This window comes from Mycobacterium sp. (genome assembly GCF_049608025.1).
Taxonomy (GTDB): Bacteria; Actinomycetota; Actinomycetes; order Mycobacteriales; family Mycobacteriaceae; genus Mycobacterium.
Window position 1 is genome coordinate 1 of sequence record NZ_JBMYXC010000018.1, and the last position, 14,943, is coordinate 14,943.

Below are 14,943 nucleotides of genomic sequence, written 5' to 3' on the forward strand. Positions count from 1 at the left end.
TCTACAACACGCAGACGGAAGGATCTGTGCCACAGAAGATCCGCGCGGCGGCCGAGGAAGCGGGAGTTCCGGTGGTTGGGGTCACTGAGACGGTGCCACCGAACGCTCAGTCATTCCAGACCTGGCAGGTTGGCCAACTCGACTCCCTGGCCGAGGCGCTCGGTGTCCCCGCATGAGGAGGCGCCCGATCCGGCGCTGACATTCGACAATGTCAGCGTGATCCGAGGCGGCAGACTGATTTGGTCGGATTCGACCCTACGCGTTGACGCCAGCCGATTCGTGGCAATGATCGGGCCGAACGGATCCGGGAAGACCACCCTGCTGCAGGTGATGCTGGGGCTCGTGCCGATCTCCACCGGTACGGTGCAGGTCTACGGAGAGCGGCCCGGCGCGCTCAACGATGAAATCGGTTATGTGCCACAGAATTACGACACCGATGCCAACCAAGCCATCCGAGCCTGGGACGCCGTCTCGCTGGGGCTGACCGGACGGCGCTGGGGATTCACTCGCATCAATGCCGATGACCGTCGGCGAATCGATGAGGCGTTGCATTGGGTCGAGGCGGCGGACTTCGCCGACCGGAGACTGTCGGAACTCTCCGGAGGGCAACGTCAGCGGATCGCCCTGGCCAGCGCCTTGGTGGCGCAACCGAAGATGTTGATCCTCGACGAGCCATTGGCCTCACTGGACCTGCGCAATCAGCATGAAATCGTGGCGCTCCTGGCGCGCCTCAATCGGGAACTGGGCGTGGCCGTATTCGTCGTTGCGCACGACCTGAACCCCCTGCTGTCCGTTCTCGACGACGTGATCTACCTTCTGGACGGTCATGCGCATCACGCCGCGATCGGGGAGGTCGTGGATTCCGAACTCCTCACCCACCTGTACGGTGCGCCGATCAAGGTGGCCCACACTCTGCAGGGCGATCTCTTCATGCGGAGTACGTGATGACGACGAGCATCGTCGCAATGGGTTATCAGGACAACTGGATGCAGATTCTGGGCTCCTCGTTTATGCGCAACGCATGGCTGGGGGGGACGATCGTCGCACTGGCCGCCGGGCTGATGGGGTACTTCATCGTCGTGCGCAACTCGTCGTTTGCCGCCCACGCCTTGGCGCACATCGGTCTGCCGGGGGCAACTGGCGCTGTATTGCTCGGATTGCCAGCAGCATTGGGTTTAGGGGTCTTCTGCGTCGGCGGTGCACTGGTGATCGGTGCGCTCGGTAAGCGGGCCACCGATCGCGACGCCGCGACGGGCACCGTGCTGGCGTTCGCGACCGGGCTTGGTCTGTTCTTCAACTCCCTGGCCACCCGCAACTCATCAACGCTGACGAATGTCTTGTTCGGGAATCTCCTCGCGATCACCCCGGACCAACTCCTGGGTTTTCTCGCGCTGTTGATGGTGCTCGCGGCGAGCATCACGGTCATCTACCGCCCGCTGCTGTTCACTTCGGTGAACAGTCAGGTCGCCGAGGCCAAAGGCGTTCCCGTGCGCGGCCTCTCGATCGCATTCGTGGTTCTACTCGGAGTTACCGTCACGATGGCTGTCCAGGCCGTGGGGACACTGTTGCTGTTCGCCCTCGTCGTCACGCCCGCCGCGACGGCGCTGATGCTGACCGCGCGGCCGGTTGTCGCGATGGCTGTCTCGGCGGCCATCGGGTTGGTGTCGGTGTGGGTCGGCCTCGTGACGTCGGCGATGTTCAATCTGCCGCCGAGCTTTGTGATCGTGACCATCGCGTGTGGCATCTGGTTGGCGGTCTGGGTAGGCAGTCGGGTACCGCGCCCGAGTCGGCGGTCCGTGACGCACTCCGTGGCGTCCACTGCTGATTGAACGATTCTGCCCATGCGCCCTTCGTCGCAACCTGGCATCCCTGGGGGTAATGATCCGCGCGCTTAGTGAACTCCATTGGCAACTCTTCGCGGGCTAGCGTCGATCCGTCCAACCGCGCCGCACGTTGAGCAGGTGACTCAGCGCCGCGGCCACGTCTTCTGGCGAGTCGATGCGGTAGGAAGCGGCGGTTTCGCCCGGCCCGACCTTCACACCGATGTCGGCCATGCGCAGGCGTCGGAAAGCCTTCTCGTCGGTGACGTCGTCGCCGAAGAAAACCACTGCCGTCGCGTCATTCCGCTCACGCAGGATGTCGATCGCCTCGCCTTTGTCGGTCGAGATCACCGCGAACTCGAGGACGGCTTTGCCCTCCGTGGCGTGCGCACTCCACGAGTTGGACGCCGCCCGCGCCTCGCGCAGTGCATCCTCGCCGTGGACAGGACTGGCATTGCGGACATGCAGGGCGACGCTGGCCGGCTTCGTCTCGATCGTCACGCCCGGCTTGCCGGAGGCGATGGCGGCCAACGTGTCGGTGATCGTCTGCAACAACTCCAGGTCGATCTCTTTGGAGAACCCGGAGTCGAACTCGGCGCCGTGGCTGCCGACCAGACACACCGTCGGCGGCATTTCCGACAGCGAGCGCAGATCACGCACAGAACGTCCGGAAATCAGCGCGGCTGCCGTCGCCGGCAGGTCGGCGAGTTCGGTGAGAGCCTGCCCAGCCTCCGGGAGCGCCCGGGCGTCGGCCGGATTGTTGACGATCGGCGCAAGGGTTCCGTCGAAATCAGAGGTGACCAACAGACGCGGAGTTCGCGCCGCCACCTCGAGAGCAGTGGCCAACTCGGCTGCGAAATTCACCGGTCGCATCCCCGAGTCGAATCCCTGCTGCCCACCGGTCAGACCTTCGGCTGGTCGCCGTCTCCGATGAGCAGCCGCACCGCCAGATCCAGCCGCTTGCTTACGTCGGTGGCCGAGGCGCGCCGCGTCAGCCACGCCAGCAGGTTGGACAACCACACGTCGGAGATCACCCGTGCGATGTGGTATTGCTCCTCGGTGGGTTCGCCGTCGCTCATGGCTCGCGCGAACATCGAGTCCATGAGCTTGCCGACGTGGTCGACCTCGCCGGCCGCCGACGCGTCGGCGAAGACGAACGCCCGCGTCATGGCCTCAGTGAGCAGCGGATTGCGTTGCATTGCCCGGTTGAGCTTGCCGACCATCATGTTGAGTCGCTGGTAGGCGGTGGCACCGGCGGACAACGTCGAACGGTCGGTCTTGGCGTCGATGCGCTCGAACTCCCGGCCCAGCGCGGACACCAGAAGATGGACCTTCGACGGGAAGTACCGGTACAAGGTTCCCACCGCGACATCGGCGCGCTCTGCCACGGCCCGCATCTGGACGGCTTCGTAGCCGCCTTTGGACGCGATCGCCAGGGTTGCGTCGAGGATGCGCTTCCGACGCTCGCGCTGCGCTTCAGAACCCAGTTCGGACTCGGCCAGTACCGCCACGTTCATCACCTGGCGGGGTCGCGAGCCGGAACCCGCAGACCCAGAGGCGCGAGCCGGCGATGATGGCATCTCCGATGACAACTCAGGAATCCTCGGCATCCGACGAACGGCTCCTTCGTGGTGCGGTCTCGTCGAAAACGATACGCATACCGATCCCCGTTTCCTCACCTCAGTGCCGTGCCGACACCCGCGTGTTCTGCTGCGATGGCGGTCGACTTGACGGTCGAACGCTGGCACTATTAGAACACGTTCTAGTGGGAAGCACCTTCTTCTCGCCCAATCGCTAGGAGTGCCGGTGTCGGCTCAATCTCTCAAAGCCTCGGCGGCCATCGCCGACGAGCAGTCCGACGCGCGCGAATTAGTCCGTAGCTGGGCCGCCGGGTCCATGGCGGTCGACGCCGCGCGATACATGGAGCGAGGAGATCCCACCGGCTGGCGGCCGGCGTTCGAGGGTTTGGCGCAACTGGGAATCTTCGGCGTTGCGCTACCCGAGGAATATGGCGGGGCCGACGGCACCGTGCCGGACCTCTGCGCGATGGTCGAAGAAGCGGCCGCTGCGTTGGTTCCCGGTCCGGTGGCCACCACGGCGCTGGCCACACTTGTGCTGGACGGTTCGCATCCGAAGCTGCTGGAGGCCTTGGCTGCCGGTGAGCGCACCGCGGGGGTCGCGCTGAGAACCGAGCTCACCTATTCGGATGGCAGCGTCTCGGGCGTCGCGCCCTACGTGCTCGGAGGCAGCGAGGATTCAACCGGCGCAGTGTTGCTCCTGTGCGCGGATGACCGCTGGCTGCTGGTCGACGGCGCTGCCGACGGCGTGACGGTGCAACCGCTCGAGGCCACCGATTTCTCCCGCCCACTGTCGCGGGTGTTGTTCGACGGCGCGGCTGCCGAGGAATTGTCTGTGTCCGCGGGACGAGGTGTCGATCTGGCGGTTACCGTGCTGGCCGCCGAGGCGGCCGGCCTTGCACGCTGGCTTCTCGAGACCGCGACCGAGTACGCAAAGGTTCGTGAGCAATTCGGCAAGCCGATCGGCAGCTTCCAGGCGATCAAGCACATGTGCGCGGAGATGCTGCTGCGCTCCGAGCAGGCTTCGGTGGCCGCAGCCGACGCCGCCCGTGCCGCGAACGCAGCCGATACCGAATCAGACGCCGGCCAGCTCGCGATTGCGGCGGCGTTGGCGGCGTCTGTGGGCATCGAGGCCGCCAAGATGAACGCCAAGGATTGCATCCAGATCCTCGGCGGTATCGGAATCACCTGGGAGCACGATGCACACCTGTATCTGCGACGCGCGTACGGCATCGCGCAGTTCCTGGGTGGTCGGTCGCGCTGGCTTCGACGGGTGGCGGCGCTGACTCAGCAGGGTGTACGCCGTGATCTGCACATCGATTTGGCGTCGGTGGCCGACCTTCGGCCCGAGATCGCCTCTGCGGTGGCTGAAGTCGCTGCAGCACCCGAGGAGGAGCGGCAGGTTGTGTTCGCCGAGACCGGACTCTTGGCGCCCCATTGGCCGCGGCCTTACGGCCGGGCGGCAAGCCCGGCCGAGCAGCTGGTGATCGATCAGGAATTGGCGGCCGCCGAGATCGTGCGTCCCGACCTGATCATCGGGTGGTGGACGGTTCCGACGATCCTCGACTGCGGCAGCCCGCAGCAGGTCGAGCAGTTCGTCCCTGCGACGTTGCGGGGCGAGTTGACTTGGTGTCAGCTGTTCAGCGAGCCAGGTGCGGGGTCGGACCTGGCCGCTCTGAGGACCAAGGCTGTTCGCGCGGAGGGGGGTTGGCGCCTCACCGGACAGAAGGTGTGGACTTCGGCTGCACAGAAGGCACATTGGGGTGTGTGTCTGGCCAGAACGGACCAAGAAGCTCCAAAGCACAAGGGCATCACCTACTTCCTCATCGATATGAAGACGCCGGGCATCATGATCCGGCCGCTACGTGAGATCACCGGCGACGAACTGTTCAACGAGGTGTTCTTCGACGACGTATTCGTGCCCGACGAGATGGTGGTCGGTCAAGTCAACGACGGCTGGCGGTTGGCGCGAACCACGCTGGCTAACGAGCGTGTCGCGATGGCTCAGGGCACTGCACTCGGCAACCCGATGGAAAAGGTGTTGCGCGCCGTAGGAGGGCTCGAAATCGATGCTGCGCAACTGGATCAGCTCGGCGGGTTGATCGTCACCGCGCAGGTCGGGTCGCTGCTGGACCAGCGCATCGCCCAACTTGCTGTGGGCGGACAGGACCCGGGCGCGCAGGCCAGCGCGCGCAAACTCATCGGCGTGCGCTATCGCCAGGCTCTCGCCGAATTCCGGATGGAGCTGTCGGAGGGGTCGGGTGCAGTCGAGAATCCAGAGGTCCACGATTTCCTCAACACCCGCTGCCTCACGATCGCCGGTGGCACCGAACAGATCCTGCTCACCATGGCGGGGGAGCGGTTGCTGGGTCTGCCGCGCTGAGTGACGCACTCCTCGTCAGGGACGTCAACCGTCGGAGGGGACTTACTCGTCGTAGGTGATTTCGACCGATTCGGAGCGCGGGTGCGCCTGGCAGGCAAGGATCAGTCCTTCGTCGAGATCCTGTTGTTCGAGCACGTCGTTGACTTCCATTTCGACGTCGCCGGCCTTGGCCACGACCGCACATGCACCGCAGTGGCCTTCGCGGCAGGAGAACGGTGCTTCCAGGCCCTTGGCGAGCAGCACGTCAAGCAGTTTCGCGGTGCGCGGCCAGGACACCTCGTGGGTGTCACCGTCAAGCGTCACGATCGCCGTGGCCGGGCCCTCGTCGCTGTTGTCCTCTTCGATCACCACAGTGGCGAAGGGGTCGGACTCCAGGGATTTGAACACCTCGATGTGCACTCGGTCTGCGGGAGTCCCTGACGACTTCAGAGCTTGCTCGGCGGCCGCCATGAACGGCCCGGGACCGCAGATGAACGTCTCCCGCGTGGCGTACGGGCCGATCATCTCTGAGAGTGCGGTCGCACTGGGTAGACCCTGCACCGACTCCAGCCAGTGCAGGGCAGTGAGGCGGTCGGGGTGTTGGGCCGCCAACTCTCGCAGTGCTGCGGCGAAGATGATCGAGTTCTCGTCGCGATTGGCATAGATCAGCGCCACTTTGCCGCTGCCCTCTGAGAGGGCGGACTTCAGGATCGCCATCATCGGGGTGATCCCACTGCCGGCGGCCAGCAGTAGAAAATCGGTGTCCAGCGTTTTGGGGACGAACGTGCCCGACGGTGCCAGCACGTGCAACTTCATGCCGGGATGGGCGTTGTCGCAGAGCCAGTTCGACGCGTAGCCGTCGACGGTGCGCTTGACCGTGACGGTCAACGGGTCGCCGGTGAACGGCGAACTGCACAGCGAGTAGCAACGAGCCACCGATCCCGTTCGATCGCTGGGCACGCGCAGCGTCAAGAACTGGCCCGGGGCGTAGCGGAGCTTCTCCGGGGGAATCGCTTGGTCTGCCCGGCCGTCGGACGCTCGGAACACCAGCGAGCGCGCATCGGAGGTCTCGTCGATGACGCCGACCACTTCAAGCTCGAGTACGTGGCTACCGAGTGGCTCGTCCGGCACTGGATGGCCTCCCTTCGCCCCGCCCCCGGAGCAATAACTGTCAATAACTAGAACAGGTTACAGAAATGCATGTGCGCTGGTCCAGAGGCCACAGCAATGCGCTACTCGACACAAATCGTAACGTGTTCTAATCTTTGTACAGTGATCTGATCTTCGTGCGAGAGCTCATCGTCATTGGTCTGCTCCTCGCCCAAGCGCTCATCACCTGGTCCTAGTCTCCAGGAGGCAAACCCGTGACGTCCATTCAACAGCTTGACGTGCAGTCGGTCCTCACCGGCGTCGATGATCTGCTGCCGCGGATCGCCAAGCGCGCGCAGGTCGCCGAAGAACTACGGCGCCTGCCCGATGACACCGTGAGCGAACTCGACGAAGTCGGCTTCTTCAAACTGCTCCAACCCGAGCAGTGGGGCGGACTGCAGTGCGACCCCACCGTCTTCTACGAAGCCGTTCGCCGGATCGCCAGCGCGTGCGGGTCCACCGGGTGGGTGTCGTCGATCATCGGCGTGCACAACTGGCACCTGGCCCTGTTCGACCAGCAGGCGCAGGACGAGGTGTGGGGAATGGACCCGACCGTTCGGGTGTCGTCCTCTTATGCACCCATGGGTGCAGGCACCGTGGTCGACGGCGGCTACCTGGTCAGCGGCGCCTGGCAGTGGTCGTCGGGTTGCGACCATGCGACGTGGGCATTCCTCGGTGGGCCGGTGATCAAGGACGGCAGGCCCGTCGATTTCGGCAGCTTTCTGATCCCGCGCGACGAATATCGCATCGACGATGTCTGGCACGTGGTGGGGTTGAAGGGAACGGGCAGCAACAACGTCGTCGTCAAGGACGTGTTCGTACCCCGACACCGTTTCCTGTCGTACAAGGCGATGAATGACCGCACGGCGGGTGGGTTGGAGAACAACACCGCACCGGTGTACAAAATGCCTTGGGGCACAATGCATCCCACCACTATCTCGGCCCCCATCATGGGAATGGCCTACGGCGCCTATGACGCCCATGTCGAGCACCAGGGCAAGCGGGTGCGTGCCGCCTTCGCCGGCGAAAAGTCCAAGGATGACCCATTCGCCAAGGTGCGGATTGCCCAGGCTGCCAGTGACATCGATGCCGGCTGGCGACAGCTCATCGGGAATGTTCGCGACGAGTACGAGTTGCTCAGGACCGATCAGGAGATCCCTTTCGAGCTGCGCGCCCGTGCTCGCCGTGACCAGGTGCGGGCCACGGCCCGGGCCATCTCCTCGATCGACCTGTTGTTCGAGGCATCCGGCGCTACTGCGCTGGGTGTCGAACAACCTGTGCAGCGGTTCTGGCGGGACGCACACGCCGGTCGGGTGCACGCGGCGAACGAGCCGGAGCGGGCATACCTGATCTTCGGCAACAACGAGTTCGGACTGCCGCCGCAGGACACGATGGTTTGATTGGCTGGCCTGATGACATCCTTCGCAGCCGAAGCCGCCCAACAGCAAGCTGTCACCTTCGAGTCGACGTCCCGGTACGCGCAGGTCCGTGATGATATGCGGCTGCACTACCACGAGGCCGGTGTCGGAAACGATCAGACCGTGGTGTTGCTGCACGGCGGAGGTCCGGGCGCATCCAGCTGGTCCAACTTCGGCCGTAATATTCCGGTGCTGGCCAAGCACTTCCACGTACTGGCCGTTGACCAGCCCGGCTACGGTCACTCCGATAAGCACACCGAACACGAGCAGTACAACCGCTACAGTTCCACAGCGCTGCTGAATCTCTTTGACCATCTGGGCCTCGAACGTGCTGCACTGGTGGGTAACTCGCTCGGCGGCGGTACCGCGGTGCGGTTCGCCCTGGACAATCCCAAGCGGGCTGGCCGACTGGTATTGATGGGCCCGGGCGGTTTGAGCGTCAACCTCTTTGCCCCCGATCCCACCGAAGGCGTCAAGCTGCTGGGTCGATTCGCCGCGGACCCGACACGCGAGAACATCGAGAAGTTCCTGCGCATCATGGTCTTCGACCAGAAGCTGATCACGCCCGAACTCGTCGAGGAACGGTTCCAGATCGCGAGTACCCCGGAGTCGCTGGCGGCCACGAAAGCGATGGGCAAGTCTTTCGTCGGCGCCGATTTCGAGTTGGGAATGATGTGGCGCGACGTCTATAAGCTACGCCAGCCGGTGCTGCTGATCTGGGGCCGTGAGGACCGAGTCAATCCTCTCGACGGTGCCCTGGTGGCTATCAAGCAGATACCGCGTATGCAACTGCATGTCTTCGGGCAGTGCGGTCATTGGGCGCAGTTGGAGAAGTTCGAAGAGTTCAACAAGCTGACCGTGGACTTCCTGAAGAATGGCAAGGGGGCGCAGTCGTGACCATCCGATCGCTGGGATATCTGCGTGTCGAGACGACCGACATCGGAGCCTGGCGCGAGTACGGGCTCAAGGTGCTCGGGATGGTCGAAGGGTCCGGGGTAGCCGGGGCAAGTCCGGATGGCGCTCTCTATCTGCGGATGGACGAGTTCCCGGCCCGCCTGGTGATTGTGCCCGGCGAGCGGGACCGGTTGATGGAGTCCGGTTGGGAAACCGCGAATGCAGCTGGCCTGCAGAATATTCGTAACCGTCTCGAGGTCGAAGGCACTCCGTACAAAGAAGCCACCGCCGCCGCACTGGCTGACCGCAGGGTCGACGAGATGATCACCTTCTCCGACCCCTCCGGCAACACCCTGGAAGTCTTCCATGGCGTCGCTCTTCAACACCGGCGGGTGGTGAGCCCCTACGGGCACAAGTTTGTCACCGAGGAGCAGGGTCTGGGGCACGTCGTTCTGACCACTCGGGACGACGCGGAATCGCTGCACTTCTACCGCGATGTGCTCGGTTTCAGTCTGCGTGATTCGATGCGTCTGCCACCGCAGCTGGTGGGCCGGCCCGCCGATGGCCCTCCCGTGTGGTTGCGGTTCTTCGGTGTGAATCCTCGCCATCACAGCCTCGCCTTTATGCCGGGTGATACGCCAAGCGGCATAGTGCATCTCATGATGGAGGTAGAAAGCGCCGACGATGTCGGCTTGTGCCTGGACCGGGCGTTGCGCCGCAAAGTGAAGATGTCGGCGACACTCGGCCGCCATGTCAACGACAAGATGCTGTCCTTCTACATGAAGACACCAGGTGGCTTCGACATCGAATTCGGTTGCGAAGGACTCGAAGTCGAGGACGACAGCTGGGTGGCGCGGGAGAGTACCGCTGTCTCTCTTTGGGGCCACGACTTCAGCGTCGGCTTCAAGGACTGACGAGCGCTTGCGCGAGGAAACATGAAGCCAGTGAGCAATCCTCCGATCGACCCGCGCACATTTCGAAATGTGTTGGGTCAGTTTTGTACCGGAATCACGATCATCAGCACCGTGCACAACGACACCCCGGTCGGCTTCGCCTGCCAGTCCTTTGCCGCGTTGTCGCTGGATCCACCGCTGGTGCTTTTCTGTCCGACGAAGGTTTCCCGGTCCTGGCAGGCGATCGAAGCCAGCGGTAACTTCTGCGTCAACATCCTGCACGAGAACCAGAAAGATGTATCGGCGCGCTTCGGCTCCCGGGAGCCCGATAAGTTCGCCGGAATTGATTGGATACCTTCGAAACTGGGATCGCCGATCATCGAGGGCACATTGGCGCACATCGACTGCACTGTGCAATCTGTCTACGATGGTGGGGACCACCTCGTGGTCTTCGGCGCAGTGCAATCGCTCTCCGACGTTCCGCGTAAGAAGCCGAGACCGCTGCTGTTCTATCAAGGGCAGTACACCGGTATCGAGCCCGACAAGACCACGCCGGCGGATTGGCGCGATGATCTTGAGGCCTTCCTAACCGCCACGACGGACGACACCTGGTTATAGCGCGGTTTGGCTGTCGAAAGGTAGAAGCGAGTGGGCACCTACGTAGTCACCGGATCAGCATCTGGCATGGGATGCCAGGCTGCGGACCGTCTTCGGGCCGCCGGACAGTCGGTTATCGGGGTGGACCTGCGGGACGCTGAGGTGATTGCCGATCTGTCAACACCGCAAGGGCGAGTGACTGCCGCCCAGGGCGTCTTGGCGGCCGTTGAGGGTGGTTGCCTGGACGGAGCCGTCCTCGCAGCGGGTCTGGGGCCATTGCCCGGCGCCGACCGGGCCGCGTTGATCTATCAGGTCAACTTCGCTGGAGTCGTCGAACTGTTGACCGCCTGGCAACCGGTGCTGGCCGCGGGCAAGGCCAAGGTCGTTGTGGTAGGCAGCAATTCGACCACAACGACCCCTGCGGTGCCCCGGCGCGCGGTGCGTGCCCTGCTGGCGGGCCGTCCAGACAAGGCCCTGCGCGCCGTGCGTCCCTTCGGTCCGGGCGCGTCCTCGCTGGCCTACGCTGCTTCCAAGATCGCGGTGTCCAGGTGGGTGCGGCGGCATGCCGTGAGCGCCGACTGGGCTGGCGCCGGTATCCGGCTGAACGTACTGGCGCCCGGTGCCATTCTGACTCCCCTGTTGGAAGAGCAATTGGCTGCGCCAGGGCAATCCAAAGCGGTAAGGGCGTTCCCGGTTCCTATCGGGGGTTTCGGGGATGCGGGCCAGATCGCCGACTGGATTCTTTTCATGTTGTCGGACGCCGCTGACTTCCTTTGTGGCAGCGTCATTTTCATCGACGGTGGTTCTGACGCCTATTTTCGTCCCGACGCTTGGCCGAAAGGGCCGTCGATCTTGAGCCTTCCCCGCTATTTTTGGCGGTTCGCCAGGTTCGCGCGTCGACGATGACAGCGGAGGCGGTGATCGCCATCCCGCGTAGGAAGCGGTGTGGCAATTGCCGTGCTCGCTTCCCTCAGCGTCTGCTGGAATGGTGTCTGGAGCTACGTACACGATGGACGGCGGATGGAGTGCTCGGTGAAAGCCACGACAGATGAACCACAGTGGGTTCCGACTCAGCGGGACATCGCTGACGCGCGGGTCACCCACTTCGCGCGATTCGCCGAAAAGCACACGGGTGCAGCTTTTCCGGACTACGAAGCACTGTGGCAATGGTCGGTTGACGAGATTGAGAGTTTCTGGGCCTTGCTGTGGGACTATTTCGAGGTTGGTGAGCGCGGGCGGACGGTGCTGCAGAGCAGCGAGATGCCGGGGGCGCGCTGGTTTCCGGGAACCACGCTGAACTACGTCGACCAGGTTGCGCGGAATACCCGCACCGACCGACCGGCGATTGTCCAGGTCAGTGAGGATGGGCCGGACCGCGAAGTGTCCTGGGGTGAGCTGTTGGGGCGTACCGCGGCGTTCGCCGACACCCTGCGTGCGGCAGGAGTCGGTCCGGGCGACCGCGTCGTCGGTTATCTCCCGAATATCCCTGAGGCAGTGATCGCGTTTCTGGCCACCGCAGCGGTTGGTGCGGTGTGGAGCGTCTGTGGCCAGGACTACTCGGCGAAGGCGGCGCTGGATCGGCTCGGACAACTCGAGCCCAAGACGCTGGTGACCGCTGATGGATATACCTTTGCCGGGAAGTACCGGGACAAGCGCGACGATGTCGCTGCGCTTCGTGCGGGCCTGCCGACGCTGCGGGCTACGTTTTTCGCCGAAGACCTCGCGGCGCGTAGCGATCGCGACCTAGATGCGGTCGCTGTCCCATTCGATCACCCACTGTCGATCCTGTTCTCCTCCGGCACTACTGGGCTCCCGAAGGGCATCGTGCATGGTCACGGCGGGGTTGTTGTGGAGCATCTCAAAGCCGTCGCTCTGCAGTCTGACATCGGACGCGGCGACACCTTCTTCTGGTTCACCAGCCCCAGCTGGATGATGTGGAACTTCCAGGTGGCGGGACTGCTCGTCGGAGCCACGATCGTCTGCTACGACGGAAGTCCGTCGGCCGGCCGCCCAGATGCACTGTGGGAGATAGCTGCCCGGGTGCGAGCGACCGTGCTCGGCACCAGTCCCGGCTATGTTCTTGGCTGCATGAAGGCGGATGCGCGGCCGAGGCAGAGTTACGATCTTTCTGGGCTGCGGACTGTCGGGATCACCGGGTCCTCCCTGCCGCCCGCGTCTTCACTTTGGCTGCGGGACAACGCCGGTAAGCATGTGCAGGTGGCCTCGATCAGCGGAGGCACCGACGTGGTGTCGGCGTTCGTCGGCGGTGTTCGCACGGTGCCGGTCTGGCCGGGCGAGTTGTCGGCGCCGTTTCTCGGGGTGGCGCTGGATGCGTGGGACCAGGACGGCAAGCCTGTGCGCGGCGAAGTGGGCGAACTCGTCGTCACCAAGCCCATGCCGTCTATGCCGGTGTGCTTCTGGAACGATCCGGACGGAAAGCGCTACCGGGACGCATACTTCGGGGTGTATCCCGGTGTATGGCGCCATGGTGACTGGATCACCATCACCGATCACCACAGCGTCATCGTGCACGGGCGGTCGGACTCGACGCTGAACCGCCACGGTATCCGGATGGGCAGCGCCGACATCTACCAGGCGGTCGAGAGGCTGCCAGAGATCGTCGAGGCGTTGGTGATCGGAGCTGAGCAACCCGACGGCGGCTATTGGATGCCGCTGTTCGTAGTCCTCGCCGAAGGTAGCGAACTCACCGACGAGTTGCGCGACCGAATCAACGACACCATCCGCACCGACGTCTCCCCGCGTCACGTCCCCGACGAAATCACCCTTGCCCCAGGAATTCCGCATACCCGTACCGGCAAGAAGCTTGAGGTACCGATCAAGAAGTTGTTCCAGGGCGGGGACCCGGCCAAGGTCGTCGAGCGTAGCGCAGTCGATGACCCCGCACTGCTCGACTGGTACGTCACGCAGCGTCGAAGGTGACGAGGTCGATGCTGAGTCCGCCTTCGACGAGGCTCATTCTCCGTCGTAGCGGTGGTCCGGGTAGCGGTGGCGCGGTGGAGTGGTAGGTCGCGCCGGTCGGGGTGGTGAACTCCGCGGCATGTTCGCCGTTGGTCTCTTCGGTGTTCACTGACCAACCGGGGGCTTCTTTGGCGTAGTTGCAGGCCTCGCACAGTCCCAAGCCGTTGGCCGCGCTGGTAGGGCCGGCGCGGTGTTTGGGGACGGCGTGGTCGCAATGACGGATCGTGGCGTCACAGTAGGGAGTGCGGCAACTCTGATCCCGGATGCCGATGAACGCCGCCAGCCCCTTCGGGAACAGCCGCGAACGCGACTCCATCGCGACCAGCTGCCCGGAACGGGGGTGGCGGTACAGCCGGCGCAGGCTGGCTTTGGCCGTCTCGTCGGTGACGGCGTCGCCTGCCAGGATGCAGGCGATCTGCGCGGGCACAGGTCCGTAGCCGTCCAGCCAGGCCGGCGCTTGGTCGCAGCCGAACAGGGTGGTGTCGGCCATGACCAGGTTCAACGTCACCGATGCCGGTTCGGCGACTGAGCGGCCGGTGACCTGCTCATAGAGGGTGTCGGCCATGACCTGCCCACGTGAGCGGTCGTCGAAGGTGGTATTCGCGGCCTTAGTCAATGCCGCGTACACCCCGACACCCTGTGCCACTGGCAGCAGGGCGGTCACATAGGTCATGGTGTCGGGGGCCGGGCGGATCGTCACACACCGATCCTGGGCGGCTTTGGCACACCGGTCCACCACCGCGGCGACGTCAAGCTCGCAGGCGATCTTCTTGGCCTCGGCGGCCACCCGCCGATCACTCCACCCGTTGAGCCTGTCGGCATCGGCGCACAGTCGCGCATCCAACTCCCGTCGGTGCTGAACCGATAGACAGGCTGACTCCCGCACGATCAGGGTGGCCCGCCACTCCGAGAGATGGCCAGACGACAACGCTGCCAGGGTGTGGGGCATCTCGTTGAACAGTGCCTTGGCGAAACCCAGATGCCGCCCGCCGCGCACCGGGGCGTCGCGGCGCGCCAACGCGACCTCGCCGGCCAGGCCACGGCCCTGTTTTGCTGCAGGTACCCCGGCAGCCGCCTCAGCGGCGCGGCGCTTGGCGGCCCACAACGCGGTAGCCCGTACCTGGGCTGCTGCTGCAGCCGACTTCACCCGTTCCAACTCCTGGACCCGGGCCCGCAACTGCGCCTCGCTCGACTCCGAATCAAAATCGCACAAACTTTCGAACATGAACCCGACGCTACTCCACACCCCCGACA

The 14,943-nt window shown here is 64.3% G+C and carries 13 protein-coding genes and 1 pseudogene; 10 read left to right on the forward strand and 4 right to left on the reverse strand.

Features of this window, described 5'->3' with window-relative positions; translation table 11 throughout:
• The 3 genes and pseudogenes from ACPGXI_RS08590 to ACPGXI_RS08600 form a co-directional block, all read left to right on the forward strand.
• Positions 1-176 (forward strand): annotated as a pseudogene (locus ACPGXI_RS08590) (metal ABC transporter solute-binding protein, Zn/Mn family); the annotation flags it as partial.
• On the forward strand, positions 163-945 hold the full coding sequence (locus tag ACPGXI_RS08595) for a metal ABC transporter ATP-binding protein (RefSeq protein ID WP_526651820.1): 783 nt from the start codon (positions 163-165) through the stop codon (positions 943-945). The pseudogene ACPGXI_RS08590 and the gene ACPGXI_RS08595, both read left to right, overlap by 14 nt.
• Positions 945-1,829: a metal ABC transporter permease gene (locus ACPGXI_RS08600; RefSeq protein ID WP_526651822.1), complete on the forward strand. Its 885-nt coding sequence runs from the start codon at positions 945-947 to the stop codon at positions 1,827-1,829. Before ACPGXI_RS08595 ends, ACPGXI_RS08600 begins: the two co-directional genes overlap by 1 nt.
• 93 nt (positions 1,830-1,922) lie before the next feature.
• Here the strand turns inward: ACPGXI_RS08600 and otsB are convergent, their stop codons facing one another.
• Both otsB and kstR read right to left on the reverse strand, forming a co-directional pair.
• A complete protein-coding gene (otsB, locus tag ACPGXI_RS08605; RefSeq protein WP_526651824.1) occupies positions 1,923-2,684 on the reverse strand; it encodes a trehalose-phosphatase in 762 nt (253 codons plus the stop codon).
• 38 nt (positions 2,685-2,722) lie between these two features.
• Positions 2,723-3,331 (reverse strand): cholesterol catabolism transcriptional regulator KstR, encoded by a 609-nt coding sequence (kstR, locus tag ACPGXI_RS08610; RefSeq protein ID WP_526651826.1) that lies wholly within the window; start codon positions 3,329-3,331, stop codon positions 2,723-2,725.
• A 295-nt stretch (positions 3,332-3,626) separates the two neighbouring features.
• Here kstR and ACPGXI_RS08615 point away from each other — a divergent pair, with 295 nt between their 5' ends.
• On the forward strand, positions 3,627-5,780 hold the full coding sequence (locus ACPGXI_RS08615) for an acyl-CoA dehydrogenase family protein (protein WP_526651828.1): 2,154 nt from the start codon (positions 3,627-3,629) through the stop codon (positions 5,778-5,780).
• A 42-nt stretch (positions 5,781-5,822) separates the two neighbouring features.
• On the opposite strand, the gene ACPGXI_RS08620 is transcribed toward ACPGXI_RS08615, so the two are convergent.
• Positions 5,823-6,890: a 2Fe-2S iron-sulfur cluster-binding protein gene (locus ACPGXI_RS08620; RefSeq protein WP_526651830.1), complete on the reverse strand. Its 1,068-nt coding sequence runs from the start codon at positions 6,888-6,890 to the stop codon at positions 5,823-5,825.
• A 233-nt stretch (positions 6,891-7,123) separates the two neighbouring features.
• Between ACPGXI_RS08620 and hsaA the strand changes: the two genes are divergently transcribed.
• From hsaA to ACPGXI_RS08650, 6 genes are all read left to right on the forward strand, one after another.
• On the forward strand, positions 7,124-8,308 hold the full coding sequence (gene hsaA / locus ACPGXI_RS08625; RefSeq protein ID WP_526651832.1) for a 3-hydroxy-9,10-secoandrosta-1,3,5(10)-triene-9,17-dione monooxygenase oxygenase subunit: 1,185 nt from the start codon (positions 7,124-7,126) through the stop codon (positions 8,306-8,308).
• A gap of 12 nt (positions 8,309-8,320) precedes the next feature.
• Positions 8,321-9,223, forward strand: a complete 903-nt coding sequence (gene hsaD / locus ACPGXI_RS08630) for a 4,5:9,10-diseco-3-hydroxy-5,9,17-trioxoandrosta-1(10),2-diene-4-oate hydrolase (protein WP_526651834.1) — start codon at positions 8,321-8,323, stop codon at positions 9,221-9,223.
• A complete protein-coding gene (hsaC, locus tag ACPGXI_RS08635) occupies positions 9,220-10,134 on the forward strand; it encodes an iron-dependent extradiol dioxygenase HsaC (protein WP_526651836.1) in 915 nt (304 codons plus the stop codon). Before hsaD ends, hsaC begins: the two co-directional genes overlap by 4 nt.
• Positions 10,135-10,155: 21 nt before the next feature.
• Positions 10,156-10,731: a 3-hydroxy-9,10-secoandrosta-1,3,5(10)-triene-9,17-dione monooxygenase reductase subunit gene (hsaB, locus tag ACPGXI_RS08640; RefSeq protein ID WP_526651838.1), complete on the forward strand. Its 576-nt coding sequence runs from the start codon at positions 10,156-10,158 to the stop codon at positions 10,729-10,731.
• Between the two features lie 30 nt (positions 10,732-10,761).
• Complete coding sequence (locus tag ACPGXI_RS08645) at positions 10,762-11,616, forward strand: SDR family oxidoreductase (protein ID WP_526651840.1); 855 nt, start codon at positions 10,762-10,764, stop codon at positions 11,614-11,616.
• A 114-nt stretch (positions 11,617-11,730) separates the two neighbouring features.
• Positions 11,731-13,650, forward strand: coding sequence for an acetoacetate--CoA ligase (locus tag ACPGXI_RS08650; protein ID WP_526651922.1), 1,920 nt, complete (start codon positions 11,731-11,733; stop codon positions 13,648-13,650).
• Here the strand turns inward: ACPGXI_RS08650 and ACPGXI_RS08655 are convergent.
• On the reverse strand, positions 13,631-14,914 hold the full coding sequence (locus ACPGXI_RS08655) for an HNH endonuclease signature motif containing protein (RefSeq protein WP_526651842.1): 1,284 nt from the start codon (positions 14,912-14,914) through the stop codon (positions 13,631-13,633). The two genes, ACPGXI_RS08650 and ACPGXI_RS08655, sit on opposite strands and share 20 nt — an antisense overlap.
• Positions 14,915-14,943 lie beyond the last annotated feature (29 nt).

Bases quoted from the DNA above. Each gene is read 5' to 3' on its own strand.
- ACPGXI_RS08600 (WP_526651822.1), top strand. From the start codon at position 945: ATGACGACGAGCATCGTCGCAATGGGTTATCAGGACAACTGGATGCAG.
- hsaD (WP_526651834.1), top strand. From the start codon at position 8,321: ATGACATCCTTCGCAGCCGAAGCCGCCCAACAGCAAGCTGTCACCTTC.
- ACPGXI_RS08655 (WP_526651842.1), bottom strand. From the start codon at position 14,914: ATGTTCGAAAGTTTGTGCGATTTTGATTCGGAGTCGAGCGAGGCGCAG.
- ACPGXI_RS08650 (WP_526651922.1), top strand. From the start codon at position 11,731: ATGGAGTGCTCGGTGAAAGCCACGACAGATGAACCACAGTGGGTTCCG.
- hsaB (WP_526651838.1), top strand. From the start codon at position 10,156: ATGAAGCCAGTGAGCAATCCTCCGATCGACCCGCGCACATTTCGAAAT.